At 52.4% G+C, this 20735-nt stretch carries 21 protein-coding genes; 1 reads left to right on the forward strand and 20 read right to left on the reverse strand.

What is annotated here, in order from left to right; translation table 11 throughout:
- Positions 1–19 precede the first annotated feature (19 nt).
- From dprA to sucC, 3 genes are all read right to left on the reverse strand, one after another.
- Positions 20–1153 (reverse strand): DNA-processing protein DprA, encoded by a 1134-nt coding sequence (dprA, locus tag E6C60_RS12435; RefSeq protein ID WP_138226137.1) that lies wholly within the window; start codon positions 1151–1153, stop codon positions 20–22.
- Between the two features lie 131 nt (positions 1154–1284).
- The gene (gene sucD / locus E6C60_RS12440; RefSeq protein ID WP_138226138.1) at positions 1285–2214 is read right to left on the reverse strand and encodes a succinate--CoA ligase subunit alpha; all 930 of its coding nucleotides are present in this window, start codon (positions 2212–2214) and stop codon (positions 1285–1287) included.
- A gap of 104 nt (positions 2215–2318) precedes the next feature.
- Positions 2319–3479, reverse strand: a complete 1161-nt coding sequence (gene sucC, locus E6C60_RS12445; protein ID WP_138226139.1) for an ADP-forming succinate--CoA ligase subunit beta — start codon at positions 3477–3479, stop codon at positions 2319–2321.
- 596 nt (positions 3480–4075) lie between these two features.
- On the opposite strand from sucC, the gene E6C60_RS12450 reads away from it, so the two are divergent.
- Positions 4076–5698, forward strand: a complete 1623-nt coding sequence (locus E6C60_RS12450; RefSeq protein ID WP_138227787.1) for a YifB family Mg chelatase-like AAA ATPase — start codon at positions 4076–4078, stop codon at positions 5696–5698.
- Positions 5699–5770: 72 nt separating this feature from the next.
- Here the strand turns inward: E6C60_RS12450 and E6C60_RS12455 are convergent, their stop codons facing one another.
- From E6C60_RS12455 to ffh, 17 genes are all read right to left on the reverse strand, one after another.
- Complete coding sequence (locus tag E6C60_RS12455; protein ID WP_138226140.1) at positions 5771–6529, reverse strand: phytanoyl-CoA dioxygenase family protein; 759 nt, start codon at positions 6527–6529, stop codon at positions 5771–5773.
- 63 nt (positions 6530–6592) lie between these two features.
- Positions 6593–7936 carry an ANL family adenylate-forming protein gene (locus E6C60_RS12460; RefSeq protein ID WP_138226141.1) on the reverse strand — a complete coding sequence of 448 codons (1344 nt, stop codon included), beginning with the start codon at positions 7934–7936 and terminating at the stop codon, positions 6593–6595.
- The gene (locus E6C60_RS12465; RefSeq protein WP_138226142.1) at positions 7926–9350 is read right to left on the reverse strand and encodes an acyl carrier protein; all 1425 of its coding nucleotides are present in this window, start codon (positions 9348–9350) and stop codon (positions 7926–7928) included. The genes E6C60_RS12460 and E6C60_RS12465 overlap by 11 nt, the downstream gene beginning before the upstream one ends.
- On the reverse strand, positions 9325–10728 hold the full coding sequence (locus E6C60_RS12470) for an alpha/beta hydrolase-fold protein (RefSeq protein WP_138226143.1): 1404 nt from the start codon (positions 10726–10728) through the stop codon (positions 9325–9327). The genes E6C60_RS12465 and E6C60_RS12470 overlap by 26 nt, the downstream gene beginning before the upstream one ends.
- Before the next feature lie 377 nt (positions 10729–11105).
- Positions 11106–11498 carry a YraN family protein gene (locus tag E6C60_RS12475; protein ID WP_138226144.1) on the reverse strand — a complete coding sequence of 131 codons (393 nt, stop codon included), beginning with the start codon at positions 11496–11498 and terminating at the stop codon, positions 11106–11108.
- Complete coding sequence (locus E6C60_RS12480; RefSeq protein WP_138226145.1) at positions 11488–11796, reverse strand: EscU/YscU/HrcU family type III secretion system export apparatus switch protein; 309 nt, start codon at positions 11794–11796, stop codon at positions 11488–11490. Before E6C60_RS12480 ends, E6C60_RS12475 begins: the two co-directional genes overlap by 11 nt.
- Positions 11793–13865 carry a M14 family metallopeptidase gene (locus tag E6C60_RS12485; RefSeq protein WP_138226146.1) on the reverse strand — a complete coding sequence of 691 codons (2073 nt, stop codon included), beginning with the start codon at positions 13863–13865 and terminating at the stop codon, positions 11793–11795. The genes E6C60_RS12480 and E6C60_RS12485 overlap by 4 nt, the downstream gene beginning before the upstream one ends.
- 75 nt (positions 13866–13940) lie before the next feature.
- On the reverse strand, positions 13941–14591 hold the full coding sequence (locus E6C60_RS12490) for a ribonuclease HII (protein ID WP_138226147.1): 651 nt from the start codon (positions 14589–14591) through the stop codon (positions 13941–13943).
- Positions 14592–14786: 195 nt separating this feature from the next.
- A complete protein-coding gene (gene ylqF, locus E6C60_RS12495; protein ID WP_138226148.1) occupies positions 14787–15653 on the reverse strand; it encodes a ribosome biogenesis GTPase YlqF in 867 nt (288 codons plus the stop codon).
- A 47-nt stretch (positions 15654–15700) separates the two neighbouring features.
- Positions 15701–16315 carry a signal peptidase I gene (lepB, locus tag E6C60_RS12500; protein ID WP_407669163.1) on the reverse strand — a complete coding sequence of 205 codons (615 nt, stop codon included), beginning with the start codon at positions 16313–16315 and terminating at the stop codon, positions 15701–15703.
- A 96-nt stretch (positions 16316–16411) separates the two neighbouring features.
- Positions 16412–16756: a 50S ribosomal protein L19 gene (gene rplS / locus E6C60_RS12505; protein WP_138226150.1), complete on the reverse strand. Its 345-nt coding sequence runs from the start codon at positions 16754–16756 to the stop codon at positions 16412–16414.
- Between the two features lie 252 nt (positions 16757–17008).
- Entirely contained in the window at positions 17009–17155 is a 147-nt protein-coding gene (locus tag E6C60_RS20955; RefSeq protein ID WP_175415286.1) for a hypothetical protein, read from the reverse strand.
- Between the two features lie 139 nt (positions 17156–17294).
- Positions 17295–18044, reverse strand: a complete 750-nt coding sequence (gene trmD / locus E6C60_RS12510; protein WP_138226151.1) for a tRNA (guanosine(37)-N1)-methyltransferase TrmD — start codon at positions 18042–18044, stop codon at positions 17295–17297.
- Between the two features lies 1 nt (position 18045).
- A complete protein-coding gene (rimM, locus tag E6C60_RS12515) occupies positions 18046–18570 on the reverse strand; it encodes a ribosome maturation factor RimM (protein ID WP_138227788.1) in 525 nt (174 codons plus the stop codon).
- Positions 18571–18779: 209 nt separating this feature from the next.
- Entirely contained in the window at positions 18780–19010 is a 231-nt protein-coding gene (locus E6C60_RS12520) for a KH domain-containing protein (protein ID WP_138226152.1), read from the reverse strand.
- 21 nt (positions 19011–19031) lie between these two features.
- The gene (gene rpsP / locus E6C60_RS12525; RefSeq protein ID WP_138226153.1) at positions 19032–19304 is read right to left on the reverse strand and encodes a 30S ribosomal protein S16; all 273 of its coding nucleotides are present in this window, start codon (positions 19302–19304) and stop codon (positions 19032–19034) included.
- A gap of 47 nt (positions 19305–19351) precedes the next feature.
- The gene (gene ffh / locus E6C60_RS12530; protein WP_138226154.1) at positions 19352–20734 is read right to left on the reverse strand and encodes a signal recognition particle protein; all 1383 of its coding nucleotides are present in this window, start codon (positions 20732–20734) and stop codon (positions 19352–19354) included.
- Position 20735: the final 1 nt, after the last annotated feature.

Consider the following 20735-nt stretch of genomic DNA (forward strand, 5'->3'; position numbering starts at 1 on the left):
TCCAAAAGTTAACTACCTATTATATTAGTTTATATATAGCACCGGGTAATTGGGTAATTTGCTTTTTTATGATTAAAGATAACAGAACTGAATGCAAAAGTCCAAATTCCCACCGGGTACGCTCCAGCAGCTCATCCACAGATCCGGGACCCTGCTGCAACATATGGTATAGTTCCATTTCCTCTTTTGTCAACCCATCGACACTGCTGGCATAATCTTTTGTGTATGTATGGGCACCTACAGAAGACTTCTCCGCAGCCTCCTTCAGCTGGCGCTGATACTCTTCTGTAATATCCTCAATCCCGGTAACCAGCTTGGCACCCTGCTTGATCAGCTCAAGCGTTCCTCTGCTTTTGGGGGAAGTGATTGGACCCGGAACTGCAAAAACATCCCGTCCTGCTTCCAGCGCTGCATCCGACGTAATTAAAGAGCCGCTTCGAATGTCGGCCTCTACCACGAGCGTTCCCAATGTAATCCCGGCAATAATCCGGTTGCGCTGTGGAAAATAGCCCGGATGGGCCCCGGTGCCTGGCGGATATTCCGATAACAGCAGTCCTTGTTGAGCGATTTCTTCATATAAGGTACGATTCTCCGGCGGATAAATCGTATCCACGCCCGCACCCAGGACGGCAATAGTCTTTCCGTTCTGCTTTAGCGCTGCAGCATGGGCGATGCTGTCAATACCGCGGGCAAGGCCGCTGACAATAGTCACTCCTTTTATAACTAGATCCTCCGTCAGCAGCGTGGCTACTTTGCGTCCATACGCCGTTGGAACGCGGGTGCCCACCACGGCAAGCGACGGACCGTTCAGTAAATCCAGGCTTCCGCGGGCATACATGACCCAAGGCGGCCGGGGAGAAGACTTTAACATATCCGGATACATGGAATCAAGAATACAGATCACCCTGATTCCCTCATTCTGCTCCTTCGACAGCCGATTGCCTGCGTTCTCGACAGCCTCTGCAAAATGTAGGGACAGCCGATGAGCAGCCTCGACACGAATCCCCATCGCCGTCCAATCCTTGACTCCATAACTGCACATGTCCATATGCAAGCCAGAAGCATAGAGATTATCTATCGTTTTCCAGCCAATACCTTCCGTTTCATGCAAAGCTACCAGCATTGCTTTTTCGTACCGCGGACTTGTTGACATAGCTATTCCTCCCATATATATAGTAGTAAAAAAACGCAAAAAGCAACCCTTCATTTCCATCAGGAAATAAAAGGTTGCTTACCTGTACTGCGATTGTTTAACTATTGCGATGTAGAAGCATTCAATTCATCCTAGTGCGTTGTGCAGAGATTCAGAATGCCCTTCTCTTCCAGAACGCTAACCAAGGTGGAGCCCATCTCGGATGGTGTTGGCGCAACCTTGATGCCGCAGGATTCCAGAACGGAAATCTTCTCGCTTGCTGTACCTTTACCGCCGGAAATAATCGCACCGGCATGTCCCATGCGCTTTCCTGGAGGCGCTGTTGCGCCACCAATGAAGCCAACGACAGGCTTGGTCATGTTCACTTTGATCCACTCCGCCGCTTCTTCCTCTGCGGTTCCGCCGATTTCCCCGATCATAATCACGGCTTTTGTCTGAGGATCCTCATTGAAAAGCTTCAGGATGTCGATAAATTCAGAGCCCTTCACCGGGTCTCCACCGATACCGACAGCGGAGGACTGGCCAATACCGCGAGCCGACAGCTGATGAACCGCTTCATAAGTCAGCGTTCCGCTTCGGGAAACGACACCAACATGACCTGGCATGTGAATATATCCAGGCATAATACCGATCTTGCACTCGCCTGGTGTGATCACACCTGGGCAGTTAGGGCCGATCAGGCGGGTTTTCTTGCCTTCCATGTAACGGGAAACCTTCACCATATCAAGCACCGGAATGCCTTCAGTAATACAGATGACAAGCTCCATCTCAGCGTCGACCGCTTCCATGATGGAGTCGGCTGCAAATGCTGGAGGTACATAAATGACGCTTGCTGTAGCGCCTGTAGCTGCTTTGGCTTCCTCTACGGTATTAAATACCGGCAGGCTCACCAGTTCGCCATTCTCCAGTGTAATCTCTACTTGAGTTCCACCTTTGCCCGGAGAAGTTCCTCCTACCATCTGCGTGCCGTAATCGAGCGCGCCTTTGGCATGAAACAAAGCCGTCTTGCCGGTAATTCCTTGGGTAATCACTTTTGTATTCTTGTCGACCAAAATACTCACGATTGATTCACATCCCCTAACTGTTATTTGAAAAGGACAGCAATCGCACGGACGGAATGTTTCTTCCTTCGTGCCTCACATGCATGCTTCTGCAGGAATGAATATTATTGAACGAGAGAAACGATCTTCTGCGCTCCATCCGCCATTGAATCAGCAGGTACAATATTCAGTCCGGATTCGGCCAGAATCTGTTTGCCCAGATCCACGTTTGTTCCTTCCAGACGCACAACGAGAGGGCGAGTAAGTCCGATCTGCTTGGCCGCTTCCACAACACCGGTAGCAATAACGTCACAACGCATAATGCCGCCAAAAATGTTGACGAAAATTCCTTTAACCTGTGGATCAGACAGAATGATCTTGAAAGCTTCGGTTACCTTCTCCGTTGTAGCACCGCCCCCAACATCAAGGAAGTTCGCAGGGTCGCCGCCATAGTATTTAATGATGTCCATGGTTGCCATCGCCAATCCGGCTCCGTTAACCATACATCCGATATTTCCGTCCAAAGCTATGTAGCTGAGATCGTATTTGGACGCTTCGATTTCCTTCTCATCCTCTTCTTCCAGATCGCGCAGCTCCTGAATGTCCTTATGACGGAACAAGGCGTTGGAATCGAAATTCAGCTTCGCATCCAGAGCCATAACATTCCCGTCTCCGGTTACAACCAGTGGATTGATCTCGGCAATCGAGCAGTCCTTTTCGACAAATGCAGTGTAAAGCGCAATCATAAATTGAGCGGCCTTATTGACCAGCTCTTTCGGAATGTTGATGGCATAAGCCAGCTTCCGTGCCTGGAACATCTGCATACCTACCGCAGGATCGATAACCTCTTTAAAGATCTTCTCCGGCGTTGCAGCTGCTACCTCTTCAATCTCGGTGCCGCCTTCTTCCGATGCCATCATGACTACACGTCCTGTACCTCGGTCCACAACGACGCCGACGTAATATTCCTTGCGGATATCACAGCCTTCTTCGATAAGCAAGCGCTTAACTTGCTTGCCTTCCGGTCCTGTCTGATGTGTTACGAGCACTTTGCCCAGGATTTCCTCTGCATAAGCACGTACTTCATCCAGGCTCTTCGCTACTTTAACACCGCCCGCTTTACCGCGGCCGCCTGCGTGAATTTGAGCCTTCACCACTGTAACCGGGCTGCCGAGTGCTTGAGCGGCCTCCACAGCTTCATCCACCGTGAATGCTACTTTTCCGTTTGGAACGACTACTCCATATTGCTTCAGTACTTGTTTTCCTTGATATTCATGGATATTCATTCTGGAATCCTCCTATCAAACTGACTGGAACAAGGCCTTTTTCACCTATACTTAAACCCAAGCTATTGTAACACGATTTTAAAACGCTTACCTTAAAAATCGCTTCAGCCATCTAAAGTATTTTGATATGGATATGATTCATTCTAGAGAATATTTGGGAAAATAAGTTATTTAATGAATGGATTTTCCTTAATTGTAGATCAAAGAGATCTCCTTAGTGCTTCTTCGTTCGAAGTATAAGATAGAGGATAATGCCTAGAATTGTTCCCAGCAGCGCTGCCGGTACAAATAAAAATAGAAACACATTGCTCCATACTATGGTCAACGGATCCCAGCCCCTTTCAGGTGTTGCTCTCGATCAGTCAGCATCGAAAGCTTTACACCTATAACACTTGTAAGGAGATGGTAGTTACGGTTAAATAATAATTACTAATAAAACAATATTGAGCTACGGCTAACTACGTTTATGTTGACTTTAAATCCACCTTTTCTTACTATAATAGGTATCTATGAAAATAAGGAAGCACCTTTTTTCTGATGCAACCCCACTTTTGACGTGCAAAAGTGAAATGGATCTCAGAGAGAAGGTGCTTTTTATGTATGGCAAGCTGCACAGCGCATGCTTGTATGGCATTGAGGGGGTACCCATTCAGGTTGAAGTAGATCTGGCTAATGGCCTGCCCCAAACTAACATTATCGGATTGCCGGACTCCTCGATTCGAGAATCCGTCGAACGGGTAAGGGCTGCGATCAAGAACTGCGGCTTCACCTATCCTTTGCAGCGGATTACTGTCAATCTTGCTCCGGCTGATTTACGGAAAGAGGGCGCCGCCTTTGACTTGGCAGTTGCTCTCGGGATTCTGACCACGAGCGAACAGCTGGTGCTCCCGGCAGCAGAGAAGCTGCTCATCATCGGAGAGCTCGCACTTGACGGTAGTCTTCGCCCGGTAAAGGGAGCGCTGTCCATCGCAGAAGCAGCGAGAACCAAAGGCTTTCAAGGCATTCTGCTGCCGCAGGCCAACGCGCAGGAAGCGTCTCTGATTCAGGGCATACCTATTTATAGCCTGGAGCATCTCAGTCAGCTGCTGGAGACCTGTTCCAGCTCAAGTGAGAACATAGCGAAGACGGAGGCAGCTACGTCATCACGCAAGGGACGGCCTCCTGTTGTGGATCTTGGAAGGCTTACCTTTGACTCTTCTTCTGCCTCTGGGACGGTCCCTTCATCTGCAGAATCTGCGTTTGCAGAGGACTACAGTGATGTCTACGGTCAACTGCATGTCAAGCGAGCGATGACCATTGCTGCTGCAGGCATGCATAATCTCATTCTTATTGGTCCGCCCGGCACCGGGAAGACGATGCTGATCAAGCGGCTGCCGACTATTTTACCAGAGCTTGGTGAAGAGGAAGCGCTGGAGGCGACCAAAATTTTCAGCGCCGCCGGCAAGCTGAAGCAGGATGATGCGCTGCTCCGCAAGCGCCCTTTTCGCTCTCCTCATCATACGATCTCTCCCGGCGGCCTCATTGGTGGAGGAGGAATACCGAAGCCCGGCGAGGTTAGCCTGGCTCACCGCGGCGTACTGTTTCTGGATGAGCTGCCGGAATTTTCGCGCAGCGTCCTGGAAGTGCTTCGCCAGCCGCTGGAGGATTATGAGGTGACGATCAGCCGCTCCAGAGCCGTCTTTACGTACCCTGCCCGGTTTATGCTGGCTGCCTCGATGAATCCGTGTCCGTGCGGCTACTTCGGAGCTGAGCCGACAGGCCTTCATCGGTGTACCTGCAGTCTTCCTAAAGTTTCAGCCTACCGTGCCAAAATATCCGGACCGCTGCTGGACCGCATCGATCTTCAAGTGGACGTACCAAGACCTAAAGAGCGCCCAAGTGAAAGCCAAGCCTTATCCTCTGCGGATATGAAGCAGCTTGTCCTGTCCGCCCGGGATATTCAGCTGAGCAGATACCGCCACACCCGCTTTTCATGGAACAGTGAGCTGCAGGGCAGCGCACTGCGTACCTTCGCCAAGCTGGAGCGAGAGGCTTCCGATCTGCTGGATACCACACTGGAAGCGCTGGGCCTGAGTATGAGAGCCTATGATCGTATCCTAAAAATATCAAGAACGATTGCCGATTTAGAGCATTCTGACATCATTCGCTTTACACATGTGGCAGAGGCTGTACAGTATCGCCAGCTGGATCTGTCACCCGTCAACCAGGAGGAGGTCTAAAGCATGTAAAAGCGCCGGCGGCGTCACAATGACGGCTGGCCGGCGCTAATTATATAGGGCTCGATATCAGGTTTAGAAAATTTGTGAATTATGGCCAAGTAATCGTCTGCGGCGGGGATTGGCGCGCGCAATGACATCTTCCGGCGCTTTATAAAACACATTGTTGTCGTGACTCAAATGGGGGACGATAAATTTTTTGCGATATATCACCTGCTGAACATACCTGGGCGAATGGCTCGTGTGAGGAGCACCGCGATGCCATATCTGGCTGTTAAACACCAGGCAGTCTCCTGCTTTAGCCAGAATGGATACCGGTCCCTGACCGTTATAGCTCTCAATATGCTCGGTAAATCCCAGATCCTTGCCGGCCCGGTGAGAACCCGGCACAACCTGGGTCGGTCCAAGCTCCTCGGTCACATCCTCCAAATAATAGAGGGCATTCATGAGATATACCGGTAATTGAATCCGTGCATCCAGCTCCACACCTTCAGGGAGCGGGAAAAATAACGCTTCGTCCACATGCCACTTGCTCACCGCATTATGATGCTGGGTTCTCATCCCGTTCATGCTGCTAAGCTGGCAGTCTTGACCCAACACCTCTTCAATAAATTCACTGATGACGGGATGATCCACAAGCTCCTCAAACACTTCCCCGTGCTCAAACATCGGACCCTGCAGCATAACACGTTCATCCTTGCCCTCAAAAGCAGCCATAATCCCGTGCTTGATCTGAGCGGTTTCTTCAGCGTTTAATACCCCCTCAAACAAAACATATCCGTCTCTGTGAAGCTGCTCCAGCTCTCTTGTAAATCGATCCGCTGCAATTTTCATCTTTTCATGATCCACCTTTCTAAATTGGCATTCATTTGTTGTATTCGTTACATGAATTAAGGATTATAGGTTACGGAGCTTCTTCATCCGGCTTCCGGTCAGTGAATGCTCGGCGATCACAATTTTTTGCGGTATTTTGTAAGCAGGAAGCCGATCTCTGCAATGCTCCCATACCTTCTGGCGCAGCTCGGCAAGCTTCATCTCTTCCCGGAGCGAGAGCGTGGCCTTGATCAGCTGTCCCGTAATTCCACTGGCCTCTCCGCTGACTACGGCTGCTTCTACAAAGGGAAGCTGCTGAAGCACATCCTCCACCTCCGCCGGGTACACCTTTTCGCCCCCGACATTGATCATTTCTGAACGCCGGCCCAGAATCCGGATAAAGCCCTCTTCCTCTAAAACTTCATCCCCCGTCTTCAACCAGCCGTCAGTCGTAAAGGGATCCGGTGCATTTAAATACCCCATCATGGTCCAGGGGGATTTGACTTCCAATAATCCATCCACAATCCGGTACTTCACCTGCTCGCTTTGTATAGAAAAAGCTAATCCTTCTGAGCCGGCAGAGCGTGTCGGCAGTACTCCCAGCTCAGACATGCCATAGGCCTGATTCGTCTTGACCCCAGGAAAGGCCTGATGCCAGGCTTTTAGTGTTGAGGGCGGCATCACCTCGGATCCGTAGGATACCACCTCTAGACTTGACAGATCATACGCCTCGTACGTTTTACTCATGAGAAGGAGATTCATGAAGGTGGGAGAGACCGGCAGCGCCTGAATGCGGTGCTGTTCAATGGTTCGGCACACTTCTGATGGAGAGCGGTCCTTCAAAATATACAAGGTGCCGCCGCTGCTTAGCGTTCGGAGCATCGTATTCATCCCGCCGATATGATCCAGAAGCATGAAGGGAATCGTCTTGAGTGCTCTTCCCTCCCGCTCATACTTGGATAACAGGGCCGATGTCCGGTGCACTGCAGCTTTGCTCGCGCCGGAAGAGCCGGATGAAAAAATAATCAAGCCCCCGCTTTCTTCTCTTTGCAGCTGAAGGAGCAGCGGATGGGTCACCGTGAATCCCGGAGCCTCCAGGGCAAGAAGCCCTTCCCGCCCGGCGCTGCAGCGAAATGCAGCCTGTGTTAGAACCGCATATTCGATCCGCTTGGCTTCCGGGAGCTGTGCATCCATTACCGCAGTAATGCAGTTCATCTTCCAGAGTGCAAGGAGAGCGGCGACAGCCTCGGGGGAATATGGCTCTTCCAGCGTTACTATGGAGCCTGCCATCCCCTTCATTTGAACCTGCTGGCCGATGAAATGTATGTTCTGAAGCAGCCAGCCATACGTGTATATTTCATCATTGCAAACTAAAGCCGGTCGTTCCTTCCAGCGGGTGAACCGCTGCAGCAGCTCCTCACACTCCATGATGGCTTTCCTCCCTCTGCAAAGACAGCTGCCGGCTGACATAGCCTGCCAAGGAGGCCACGGATTGAAATGGATTCTCATTCTGCGAAGCAGCGGCCAGCTCCGATAACGACAGACTGACCTCAAATTCTTCTTCAATACTTTGCTCCACAGCCACTAGCAAGGTAACCAGGCCTAAGGAATCCAGCTTGCCATCCCGGCCATAGAGCGGTGTTTGAAGCCCGCACTCTACGGGGATGCCTGTATTCTGATAGCGGTTCATTTCTGCACAGCTGTCCAGAATAATTCGGGTTAACGCCGGCTTGTCCAAATCTTTCGCCTCTGCATCCGTACTCCATTGCTGAAAATGACCTCGGTGCTTCAAGACCCTTCCCATTTCCTCAAACCAGCGCAGCTCATCCTCCGCCAACTGCTGGATGGTCTGCCGCGCGGGCTGCAGCCATCCGGGACGGCGCAGACTGTGCTTGAGCTGCAGCAGCTTGTGTGCCTGCTCCCAGCTGGAAAGCAGATGTTCATACCGTGAGGTCAGTTCTGTAAAAGGCGACCCTGCAACAGAAGCAATCTCCAGCATTAAATCGCGAAAAAAATACCGGCTCCATCTCATATCAAAGGTAAATGCCGCTGCAAGCCTCAACCCATTCTCATCATTCTCGCTTAAGCTGTGCAGCTGATTCAGCAGCTCGCGGGTGACACGCTGGCCAAAGAAATACGTGCGGCCCCCCTGATGGACCTCGCGGCCGGCCATAAATTCCTGCACAGTGGTTGCAGCGGTTTGCAGTAAAATGTCCAGATATCCTTGGGCATGCAGCCCTTCATCCGCTTCAATATCCAGGGTGGAATAGGTGTAGAGCTCTTCTTTCTTTTTGGCAGCTGCAAGCTCAGGGATGCATTTGTTGCCTCTCCAGAACGCCTGAAAGTTCTCCATAGAAATACTGCCCTGATATTTTGCCGGGACAGGATCATATACGAGCAGCTCGTCTTCTTTGATTCCGTAAACAGCCAGCCAATGATCGACCAGATACAGCCGGGACTGCGGCTGGACCAGCTTTTCAATGTAATTGGGATTCATATAGTCGTCGCAGTAAGGCAGATAATAGCTGCTGCCAGTCGCCAGAAACAGCTCCCCGCGGTCGATACAGCGCTTAATCTCGCCAAGGCCCTCTTGAAAACCGGGCAGCTCTCTGCGCGATTTCATCCTCCATACCGGCTCACCATAATTCAGCTTGTGATGATAGGTTTTGACCAGACCCTCACTGGAGCAGGAGGGCAGGCCGTACAGCCGCGAATTTGCCAGCAGACTGAGGCTGCTGTGACATCCCTGTCGCTGCAGTACCTCATGAATCAGTGGAAAATGGCAAGGATAGTAATAAGGGATCTCCATGACCGGATTAAAAGATGGTATTTGACGGTTCATGCTCTGCCCCCTTTTCGATGGATGCTCTATTCATGAAGCTGTCCCATCCCGAAATTGTATAATGCAGCTTCAGATCCTGATCCGCGCGCAGTCTTCGATTGGTCATGACTTGTCCCTGCTTCCCCGTTTCAAAGCGACGGAAGCCTCGTGTAAACCGAAAATGGAAGCCTGCATTCCGTGGAACCTTGAAGCTCCCCTCATATCGGCCTTCACCGGTATAATCCAGCTTCATTCCCATCCCGCCGTAAATGCTCGCCGCAGGCTGCTCTTCAACAGGCGCCTGGGCGCTGATATGGATGGTGACAAAGTTTGGAAGCTGAGGGATGACGGTAATTATTTTGGTGGCGGTCAGTCCCCGGGTACTGAGCGTGATCTCAGATGTCCCCGGTTTCTGTGGCTTTAGCTCACCATAAGGTCCGACCTGCAGCACTTGGGGATCTGATGAGGTATATTGCCCGTCCAGGACGCTGACGGCAAAGCCGCTGTCGTAACGAAGCACGCCGTTCATCACCGAGCCTGTCCCGTCCAAACCGATCTGGTCCCGACCATGCAGCATTAGACTTGACGGATTACCTATTCTGCCGAACATGTAAAGGAGCGGAATATGTACCCGATCTCCCCAATCTTTCTCCTGATGGGCGGCTTCTGGCTCTTCCAGATAAGCAATATCCTCCATGTACCGGCTGCCACGCTCCATACAACGGGTCACAATGCTGCGCACCTGAGAGGGAAGAAACAGGCCCTCTGCATCCCCGATATCCATCCACATGGAGACGTCCGGCTTGCTGTCTTTTTCGAGAACCAGTACCTCCTCCTCAAGAAATGGTTCCGGATCTGTATGCAGGGTCGGTTTGACAAAATACGGGGACATCATGATCAGCTTGCCGAACACGTCCGGCCGTCGCATGCCGATATGATAAGTCGATAGCCCTCCCGCCGAAGCTCCAATTAACCCTGTGTTAGATGAATCCCTTAACGTTCGATAATGGCTGTCAATATAAGGCTTGAGATCGTTAATAATAAAATCCTCATATTGAAGTCCGGAGCACCCTATATGCCCTGCTTCGCTCTCCGGCGCTTTATAGTGATAGAACTCGTTATGCGTGAGCGGGCGCAGGTGAGCAATACCAACAATAATCAAGCCGTCTATATACCCTTGCTCCATGAGCCGGTCCGCCGCCGCATGAATATACCATGCCTCGGTGCCAGGTGAAGCGGGCTCGAACGCTCGCTGACCAGCATGCATATACAGCACCGGATAGCGTCTGCTTCGATCATAATGATAGCCTGGCGGCAAATACACAAAAATACGCCTTTCATTGTTCAAAAGCTTCGCCTTAAAGCCGTCCAGCCTCTCAATGACTGATGATGTCGTCAATGGTCACTCTCCTTTTCTCGTTGAGGAACCTCCATTAGTTCAAACGTTTGCGCAAAATGGAAGCCGTGTCTGTGATGATTGTGGTCCGGCGCCTCCTTTCATGTCAGGCTACTTACTGACTGCTTACTCTAAGCAAGCGAATTCGGCTCACGTTCTTGGATTCACTCCTCCTTGGGGCTTCAGGAAGAGAAATTAAAACAACCCCGCCTCTGTGAAAGAGACGGGGTTGTACCAGGCACCTGATGTGCTATGGTAAACATGGCCCTCAGATTGTTGCTTGCTTAAGGTCTATTCTAAATCCTGGAAAAGGTTTTTGTAAACCATTTTTATACGGAGGATGAAAAAAAATCTATCCTACATCTGACGACAGACTGGAATTAAAAAGCATCCTGGATATGCTCCAGCGACTCTGTGCTCAAATCAGGCAGAAGCGATACAGCAATAACATCAAAGCGTGTCTGTGCCGGATTGACGCCTTTATAGTGCAGGTAATAGCCGGCAATGGCGCGAACCTGCTGCATTTTTCGAATATTGACAGATTCTGCTGGGGTGCCGAAGATCCCTTTGCTGCTGCGGCTTCGAACCTCCACAAACACCAGGGTATCTCCTTTCGGGGAGGATACGATCAGATCCAGTTCCCCATAACGGCAGCGCCAGTTTCGCTCGCGGATTGTATAGCCTAGTGTGTGTAAATACCATGCTGCGGCCTGCTCTGCGGCTGCTCCTTTTTGCTGCCTGGTGGCTTTGACAGGCTCTCCATTAGGATTCATGGATTCGCCCCTCCCTGGCTTTAGTCTCCGCCCGGTACACATAGGTCAGCACCTCGGCAACCAGCTGGTACAGCTCTGGAGGAATTTGCTGATCCAGATCCAGCTTGGAGAGTACCTCTACCAAGGCTGCGTCCTCCTGCACCGGGACGCCATGCTCTCTGGCCCGTTCCAGAATTGTATCGGCCAGCTTTCCCTGTCCTTTGGCAGTGACGACTGGCGCTTCACTGTCACCTGGACTGTATTTTAAAGCTACGGCTTTTTTGAGCGATGCGGGAGCTTCTGAGGAGAGGTCCTTCATATTTTCAGATCCACTCCTTTGTAAATATCCGGTGTATATTCATCTGCAACACGGCTCTGAGATTTGTCTGAAGCCGGAGTAATTTCCGGAAATGGAGTCGTTTTCATGCTCAGCAGCTGATATCCGATGTCTTCAACCGACTGTGCCAGCTCCTGACGCCCGGATTGGAACAGCTCCTCCGCCCAAGGCTCATTATTTTTCATCTGGATACTCACGATATTGTCTACGACCTGCACGTCAATCACAGTGTGTCCCAGTGTGTTCATGTTCAGATCAAACCATAGCCGGCAATTATGATGATCCAGCTCGCCCTTGCGGCCCCGCCTCGACTGCACATGGACGGCTGCAGTCTGCTCACCGTCCGGACCATGAAGAGGAATGAACATTGTGATCTGGGCAAAAGGCGCCGTGCGATCTGTATTCAGCAATAGCTGCTGGCCGGTCAAATGCTGCAATAACTGCTGTGCTGCTTCCTTGAATGCCGGCGGCAAATCCGCTGCCGAGAGCTGCAGCAGCAGCCCCTTTACCGTCTCCTGGATTTCGCTTCCAGGCTGTGTACCGGCTCCGGTGAGGACGGGAGGCATCAGCGGCGAACTGGGCGCGGCGCCCGCGGCGGCGCTTGGCGCGGCGCCTCCTGCGGCGCTTGGCGCGGCGCCCGCGGCGGCGCTTGGCGCAGCGCCTCCTGCGGCGCTTGGCGCGGCGCCTCCTGCGGCGCTTGGCGCAGCGCCCGCTGCGGCGCTTGGCGCGGCGCTCGCGGCGGCGCTTGACGCGGCGCTCGCGGCGGCGCTTGACGCGGCGCTCGCGGCGGCGCTTGGCGCGGCGGCGCTTGGCGCGGCGGCGCTTGGCGCGGCGGCGCTTGGCGCAGCGCCCGCGGCGGCGCTTGGCGCGGCGCTCGCTGCGGCGCTTGGCGCAGCGCCCGCTGCGGCGCTTGGCGCGGCGCCCGCTGCGGCGCTTGGCGCCGCTTGCGCGGGCGCGCTGCCGCCGCGCAGCACTTGCTGCTCGTGCTCTGCACCGAGCAGCTTTAAGAGCCGCCCCACCCACGGCTCTGCCGTGAGGGTGGAGGGCGCTGGGCCCGGCGCGGCAGTGCCGCCGGCCGTAGGTCCCTGCTGCGCATGCTCGCTGCGCAGCTCCTGAAGCAGGCCCTGCAGCTTTGCCAGCAGGGCCGCTGCCGCATTCCCACCAGCCACCGCTCCCGCTTGCGCACTGCCACCAGCCACCGCTCCCGCTTGCGCACTGCCGCCAGTCACCGCTCCCGCTGCCGCATTCCCGCCAGCCACCGCTCCCGTCAGCACATTCCCACCAGTCACCGCTCCCGCTGGCGCATTCCCGCCAGCCACCGCTCCCGTCAGCGCATTCCCCCCAGCCATCGCTCCCGCCGTCGCACTACCGCCAGACACCTGTCCCGTCAGCGCACTACCGCCAGCCACCGCTCCTGTCGTTGCACTGCCACCAGCCGCCCCTGCCTGCTGCTGAAGCTGATTTACAGCCGTCCTCAGCTGCTGCTCCACGTCCTGAAGCAGCTGGTGCAGCGGAGGGCCGAACACAGCCTGATGCAGGCTTATTACGCTTTCCCGGGTTACGGGTAAGCCGCGCTGTAGAGCGATCGCAGCCGACTCAGCCCATTCTGCGGCCGGAAGCTGTATCGGCCTGAGCGCCAAGGCTTCCTTCAGTACCGTAACATTCTCCTTATTCAAGGTTACTCCCGCATGCTGAATGCTGCGCAGAATTTCACGCACCTCTGGCGTATCCGGCAGACCCGCCTGCCGCAGTAAATCTGCTATGGAGGCTGTGGTCAGGGCTGCTCCCTGACCTGTAAACGGCTTCAGCACGATGGCACCGTCTGCGCCTGGCTGCTGTACCTGCAGCATCGCTGATTCTCCCGGACGCAAATTAGCCTCCAGACGGGCTTTGACATGCACCCCTTGAATTTGCACGACCGCTTCCTGGCTATCCTCTGAAACATGAACAATCAAGCCTCTGACAACCTGGCCGGGCTTCATCTCCAAGGCTTTGGCATCTCCCGGCTTTTGCTCTCCGAGCAGTCCGCGAATTAAAGATCCGATGTTCACGCCCCAAACCTCCAAACATTTCGTTTACCTATATATCGGCAGCAGCCTCCCTTTTGGAAAGGGCTGCTGCCGTCTTCAGAATAAGGCCAGCTGCTCCGCTTCTATGTTTTTCAAAAAGCTTCGCCGATGCATTGCCGTCGGTCCGTGCAGCAAGATTTGCTCCCGGTGCTGCTTCGTGGCATAGCCTTTGTGAACAGCAATGCCATATTCCGGATAAGCCTGCTCCCATTCCTGCTCACAGAGCCGGTCCCGGATTACCTTCGCTACAATGGAAGCTGCCGCTATAGACTGGCTGCGGGCGTCGCCTTTGACGATCGCCAGCTGCGGGATGCGGCTGTCAACATGCTCTGCATCTACGAGCAGAAACTGAGGCTGCACCTGCAGTGCATCCAGAGCCAGCTTCATCGCTTCTCTTGCCGCCTGCTTGATATTGATCTCATCAATCCTCGCCGCATCCACGCGTCCCACACCGACTGCCAGAGCCTCCTCCATAATTTGCTCGTAAAGCACCTCTCTTTTTTTGGCAGTCAGCTTCTTCGAATCGTTGATCCCTTCCATGAGCAGTCCTTGTGGAAGAATCACCGCCGCCGCAACGACGTCTCCGAATAAGCAGCCGCGCCCTACCTCATCAATGCCTGCTATATGTACATAACGATCTCCGTATTCTTTTTCATAGGCCAGCAGATCAACTGCTTCACCTTTGCTGTTTTCCGCTCTTTTTTTCATTCTTGAACGCCTACTCTCTCAAGCTTTTCTAATCTAGCGCCTTCATGCGGGCTACTTACTAGCTTAACACAGGTTTGCATCTATTTTAACGGAAAGGTTCTACTACCTTCTGACAATGAGACGAGAGCATAAGGGTGCACAACAAAACAGCCGCCACCTCGCGAAGCAAGGCAGCGGCCATATTTCAGCATTCTATTAATAAGGGGCTTCCATCGAGAAGCGTCCCATCTTGCCTGCCCGCAGCTCTCTCAAAAAGAGGCTGGAGGCTTTCTCCAGATCCACTCGGCCGCCGCTGACAATGCAGCCCCGTTTGCGTCCGATATCTTCCATTACGGTCACGATTTGATCGCCATCCTCGAAATCCTCCGGACGGCGCTTCAGATCAAAACGTTCACTCATCGGTTCCCAGTAATATCTGGAGAAGTATTTCACCGCAAAAAACGCGATATCTTCCACATTTAATATTTCTTCCTTAATCGCTCCGGTCACGGCCAGCCGATATCCAACGTTCTGATCCTCAAACTTCGGCCACAGAATACCCGGGGTATCCAGCAGCTCCATTTCTCCGCCGGTCACCTTGATCCATTGCTGTCCTTTTGTCACACCTGGCCGGTCACCCGTCAAGGCGATACTGCGCCCTGCAAGACGATTAATCAGTGTAGACTTGCCTACGTTCGGAATGCCTACAATAAGCACCCGCATGGCCCGGGGAATCATACCCTTGGCAATCTGCCGGTCAATCTTCTCTTTCAAGAGAAGCTTCACCTGACCCGGGATGTCCTTGACCCCGGTTCCGGTAGCTGCATAAATCGGGAATGCCGGAGTTCCGGCTTCCTTGAAATACTGAATCCACTGCCGGGTCACTTCCGGATCCGCCAGATCGGCTTTATTCATTAGAATCAGCCGCGGCTTTCCTTGTAAAATATCATCGATCATCGGGTTTCGACTGGACAAGGGCAATCTAGCGTCGATCAATTCAATAACACAATCAATCAGCTTGAGCTTCTCCTCGATTTGGCGCCGTGCCTTGGTCATATGTCCCGGAAACCATTGAATCGCCATGCTGTGACCACCTCACAATCCTGCTGCTTTAGGAGTACTATACCCCTCTATTGGCTAATAAATCCGATGTCCTTCAGCGGCCAGAAAATAACATCAGCTCGTCCGACGATATCCCCCAGCGGTACAAAGCCGATCATACGGCTGTCCGTGCTGTTCGAGCGGTTATCGCCAAGAACAAAAACGTGCCCTTCCGGCACTGTATCTTCAGAAACATATTCATTCGGGAAATTCGTCACTGGATTGTACAGCCGTCCTTCAGCATTTGCTGCATCGACCGCTTCCTGGATGTAGCTTTCCTCCACAGGCTTTCCGTTTACAAGCACTTGGTCGCCTTCCACCTTCACCGTATCTCCCGCCACCGCAATCACTCGCTTGATAAAGTCTCTGCCCTCGGATGGAACATGAAAGACGATGACCTCACCACGCTCCGGCTTGCGTATATCGTACAAAATCTCGTTGACTATCAGCTTTTGATTGGAGACAAAGGTGGGCTCCATGGACGGCCCCTGCACCACAAAGGGTTTAAAAAGCAGCCAGCGAATGAGAACCACCAGAATCAACGCAATGAGAAGGGCCTTGATCCATTCCAGCAGCTCATTCTTGGCCTTCGGCTTGCCAGCTTGATGGGAGCTGACAGCATCCTGATTGGATTCCTGCATAATTCACCGTCCTCCTGCCATGATGTTTCACGGACACCTATGTATCTGAAATATACAAAAAGGGCTTGTATAACAAGCCCTTTTCTGATCGTCTGATGATTAACGACGAATTTCTTTAATTCTCGCTGCTTTACCGCGCAGTTCACGAAGATAATAAAGCTTCGCACGACGCACTTTACCACGGCGAGCCACTTCGATTTTCTCGATTTTAGGCGAGTTGATGGGGAAAGTTCTTTCCACACCTACACCGTAAGACACTTTACGTACTGTAAAAGTCTCACTGATTCCGCCACCGCGACGCTTAATCACAACACCTTCGAACAGCTGGATACGCTCCCGAGATCCCTCGATAACCTTAACGTGCACTTTTAAAGTGTCGCCAGGACGAAAGCTCGGAATATCACTGCGAAGTTGCTCTTGAGTAATCGCTTGAACGATATTCATCTAGGACTCCCTCCTCTCACACAGGCGTTCTTGCCTCTTCCGGAAAACCGTTTGTCTTCCATCATCATTTGCAGCGGACCACCGTATTCACAACAAAAGAATTTTACCACATCTATATTGCGAAATCAACTATTAATGTATTAAAACATATAAAAAGTGCCAAAGAGACGAGAGCATCTCTTACGGCACTGTTCATTTGTAATATCCGTCCATCTTCAATACGGACTCTGACGCGTTGATCGTGAATGATCCCTAGCGGGAGCTTTTATCAGGCACGCTATAGTCTCTTCCGTGAAGATCGCCATAATAGGCTAAAATATCATCTACCGACTGAAAAGACGTGTCTTCCTTCGGCTTCGCGGATGTATAGGCTTCGTTCATGGATTGATTCTCGTTCATCTTATTTTCCTCCTAGTGTGGTGAAGCATCTGCAAAAGTATATTACCCACCTGCTGATTACTTGCACCATACGAGGAAGCTGAATCATATTTTGCTAAAACGATGATACTTTTGCAGCAGCCCGGAACCCGGCTCTTTTCTATTCATTCTGCTGATTCTGCTCTTCCGCCTTCAAGGCAGCCAGAAACTTCAAATCCTTTGGGGACAGCTCCAGCTTCTCCAAAAGCTCCGGACGACGCTCCCAGGTGCGTCTCAATGCCTGCTCCCGGCGCCAGGTCTCAATATGAGCGTGATGGCCGCTAAGCAGCACATCCGGCACCTTCCAGCCCCGGAACTCTGCGGGACGCGTATAATGCGGATACTCCAGCAGCCCTGTACTGAAGGAGTCTGTGATCGCCGAGGATTCATTGCCCAGCACACCGGGAAGCAGACGGACGACTGAATCAATCATCACCATCGCCGGCAGCTCTCCCCCGGTAAGCACGTAATCCCCAATGGACAGCTCGTCAGTCACCAGATGCTTACGAATGCGCTCATCATAGCCTTCATAGTGTCCGCATATAAACACCAAATGATCCTCCTTGGACAGCTCCTCTGCCTTAGACTGCGTAAAGGGCTGCCCTTGAGGACAGAGCAGAATAATCCGCGCCGGGGAAGAAGACTGCTGCAAAGCCTCTACCGCTGCGAAAATTGCGTCCGGCTTCAGCACCATCCCCCCGCCGCCGCCGTAAGGCGTGTCATCCACCTGGCCGTGCTTATTGCCGGCATAGTCGCGGAAATTAATAGCCTGGAGAGATACGATTCCCTTTTCGGCCGCTTTTCCCAGGATGCTTGTCCCGAATACTCCGGTAAACATCTCCGGGAACAATGTCAGTACATCTACCTTCATCCTATAACAGCCCTTCCATCAGGTGCACCCGTACCTGCTTGCTGGTCTTGTCTACCTCCAGCACGACATCAGGAATAGATGGAAGCAGCAGCTCCTTCCCGTTCGGGGTCTTCACCACCCACACATCATTGGCCCCCGGGGTAAGAATTTCCGTAATTACGCCCAGCTCCTGAGGGGGATCTTCATCTGTAATGACCTTGCAGCCAATAATCTCGTGAAAATAATATTCGTTGTCCGGCAGCTCTTCCTGCAGGGCTTCGTCAATTTTCAGCAGGCTCTCTTTGTATTTCTCCGCTTCATTAATCCCATCAATTTCCTTAAATTTCACCATGTACATATTCTTATGCACCCGTGAGGTATCCACGGTGACCGGTAGCGGAGCACCGCCCCGGGGAGATACGATATATAGCTGGCTGTTCTTGGCAAACCGCTGCTCTGCAAAATCACTGTGAGAAACCACCTTCAGCTCACCCTTGATGCCGTGGGTATTTACAATTTTGCCTACAGTAAACAACTTTGGTGCCATCATAATCCTCCTGCCTGGTAAAAATAATCATTCTGATATTATTATGATTTCTTCAGCATGTACGAAAAGGGGCTAGGACATGCATCCTAACCCCCTTTCGTATATTTTTAAGAAAATGCCCATGTATCTCTTGTAGAAAGAACGCTTAGACCGCAAAAACCACTTGACTGCCGAGATGATATTCTTAGAAGCCTGACTGTGACCGGCAATCAAGAGATAATGTCCACGGTAACCCGCTTGTCTATTTTCACGGCTGCCGATGCAACCACCGTTCGGAGGGACTTGGCGATCCGGCCTTGCTTGCCGATAACCTTCCCGACATCGTCAGGATGCACACTCAGCTCATAAACGACCAGATTGCCTTTGTCCACCGCCGTGACGGCTACATCTTCCGGATGATCCACCAAAGCCTTAGCAATAACGCGAACTAATTCTTCCATAGATAACCCTCACGATCCAACTTATTTCTGGTTCTTGGATTCATGGAATGCTTTCATTACGCCTGCTTTGCTGAGCAGGTTGCGAACGGTATCCGATGCTTGCGCACCGTTTTGAAGCCATTTCAGCGCTTTTTCCTCATCAATCTTTACTTCAGCCGGTTGAGCAACCGGATTGTAGTAGCCGATTTCCTCGATAAAGCGGCCGTCACGCGGGGAACGGGAATCCGATACCACCACGCGGTAGAAAGGGGCCTTGTGAGCACCCATACGTTTCAGACGAATACGTACTGCCATTTTGAACATTCACCTCCTTCAAAAAATATCCTCCTGTCACGCCAAAATCAACGGAACGGGAACTTCATGCCTTTACCACCTGTCAAGCTCTTCAATTGCTTCATCGCCTTGTTCTTGCCGCCCTTAGGGCCCATCATATCCGAAAACTGCTTCATCACACGGCGCATTTCATCGAACTGCTTGATCAAGCGGTTGACCTCCGCCAGCGAAGTGCCGCTACCGGCCGCGATCCGCTTGCGGCGGTTGTGGTTAATAATGTCCGGCTGCTGCTTTTCTTCTGTGGTCATGGAATGCACGATCGCCTCAATGCGGCCCATCTGCTTCTCATCCACCTTCAAATCCTTAGTCTGCTTCATCTTGCCCATGCCCGGAATCATGTCCATCAGCTGATCCAGTGGACCGAGCTTCTTCACCTGATCCATCTGCTCCAGGAAATCCTCGAAGGTAAATTCCGCATTGCGCATCTTACGTTCCATTTCCTTGGCCTTCTCGGTATCAATGTTCGACTGTGCCTTCTCAATGAGAGACAGCATATCGCCCATACCCAGAATCCGCGAAGCCATCCGCTCCGGATGGAACGGCTCCAAGGCATCGATCTTCTCGCCCAATGCGGCGAATTTGATCGGACATCCGGTCACAGCCTTGACAGACAACGCCGCTCCGCCGCGGGTATCTCCGTCCAGCTTCGTCAGAACGACACCGGTCAAGGTCAGCTGAGCGTTAAAGCTCTCAGCCACGTTAACCGCGTCCTGACCTGTCATGGCATCCACAACGAGAAGCACCTCATCCGGCTTCACTTCACTGTGAATCTGCTTCAGCTCTTCCATCAGATCTGCGTCAATATGCAGTCGGCCTGCAGTATCGATAATGACATAATCATGATGATTATCCTTGGCGTGCTGCAGACCCTGTCTGGCAATCTCTACCGGACTGGTCTGGTCTCCGAGCGAGAACACCGGCACTTTAATCTGCTCCCCCAGAACCTGGAGCTGTTTAATGGCGGCCGGACGATAAATATCTGCTGCTACCAGCAGCGGCCGGCTGTTCTGCTTCTGAAGGAGCTTGGCCAGCTTCCCGGTTGTCGTCGTCTTCCCCGCGCCCTGCAAACCAGCCATCATAATGACGGTCGGCGGCTTGCTGCTCTTCGCGAGCTTGGACTGAGTTCCGCCCATCAGCTCCGTGAGCTCCTTGTTCACGATGTCGATAATAACCATGCCCGGGGTGAAGCTGTCCATCACCTCTTTGCCGACAGCCTTCTCCTTCACCTTCGCCACAAACTCCTTGACGACCTTGAAGTTTACGTCTGCCTCCAGGAGAGCCAGGCGCACCTCACGCATAGCCTCGGTCACATCCTCCTCCGAAACCTTGCCTTTGCCGCGCAGCTTGCTGAACACATTCTGCAGCCGGCTGCTCAAGCCTTCAAATGCCATA

The sequence above is a fragment of the Paenibacillus algicola genome (assembly GCF_005577435.1).
Taxonomy (GTDB): Bacteria; Bacillota; Bacilli; order Paenibacillales; family Paenibacillaceae; genus Paenibacillus_AQ; species Paenibacillus_AQ algicola.

Coding starts and splice junctions, on each gene's coding strand:
- E6C60_RS12460 (WP_138226141.1), bottom strand. CDS start 7,936: ATGGAGTGTGAGGAGCTGCTGCAGCGGTTCACCCGCTGGAAGGAACGA.
- E6C60_RS12520 (WP_138226152.1), bottom strand. CDS start 19,010: ATGGAAGAATTAGTTCGCGTTATTGCTAAGGCTTTGGTGGATCATCCG.
- E6C60_RS12450 (WP_138227787.1), top strand. CDS start 4,076: ATGTATGGCAAGCTGCACAGCGCATGCTTGTATGGCATTGAGGGGGTA.
- rpsP (WP_138226153.1), bottom strand. CDS start 19,304: ATGGCAGTACGTATTCGTCTGAAACGTATGGGTGCTCACAAGGCCCCT.
- E6C60_RS12455 (WP_138226140.1), bottom strand. CDS start 6,529: ATGAAAATTGCAGCGGATCGATTTACAAGAGAGCTGGAGCAGCTTCAC.
- ylqF (WP_138226148.1), bottom strand. CDS start 15,653: ATGGCGATTCAATGGTTTCCGGGACATATGACCAAGGCACGGCGCCAA.
- E6C60_RS12480 (WP_138226145.1), bottom strand. CDS start 11,796: ATGAAGGACCTCTCCTCAGAAGCTCCCGCATCGCTCAAAAAAGCCGTA.
- ffh (WP_138226154.1), bottom strand. CDS start 20,734: ATGGCATTTGAAGGCTTGAGCAGCCGGCTGCAGAATGTGTTCAGCAAG.
- dprA (WP_138226137.1), bottom strand. CDS start 1,153: ATGTCAACAAGTCCGCGGTACGAAAAAGCAATGCTGGTAGCTTTGCAT.
- rplS (WP_138226150.1), bottom strand. CDS start 16,756: ATGAATATCGTTCAAGCGATTACTCAAGAGCAACTTCGCAGTGATATT.
- E6C60_RS20955 (WP_175415286.1), bottom strand. CDS start 17,155: ATGAACGAGAATCAATCCATGAACGAAGCCTATACATCCGCGAAGCCG.
- E6C60_RS12490 (WP_138226147.1), bottom strand. CDS start 14,591: ATGAAAAAAAGAGCGGAAAACAGCAAAGGTGAAGCAGTTGATCTGCTG.
- rimM (WP_138227788.1), bottom strand. CDS start 18,570: ATGGCACCAAAGTTGTTTACTGTAGGCAAAATTGTAAATACCCACGGC.
- sucC (WP_138226139.1), bottom strand. CDS start 3,479: ATGAATATCCATGAATATCAAGGAAAACAAGTACTGAAGCAATATGGA.
- trmD (WP_138226151.1), bottom strand. CDS start 18,044: ATGAAGGTAGATGTACTGACATTGTTCCCGGAGATGTTTACCGGAGTA.
- E6C60_RS12465 (WP_138226142.1), bottom strand. CDS start 9,350: ATGAACCGTCAAATACCATCTTTTAATCCGGTCATGGAGATCCCTTAT.
- E6C60_RS12475 (WP_138226144.1), bottom strand. CDS start 11,498: ATGAATCCTAATGGAGAGCCTGTCAAAGCCACCAGGCAGCAAAAAGGA.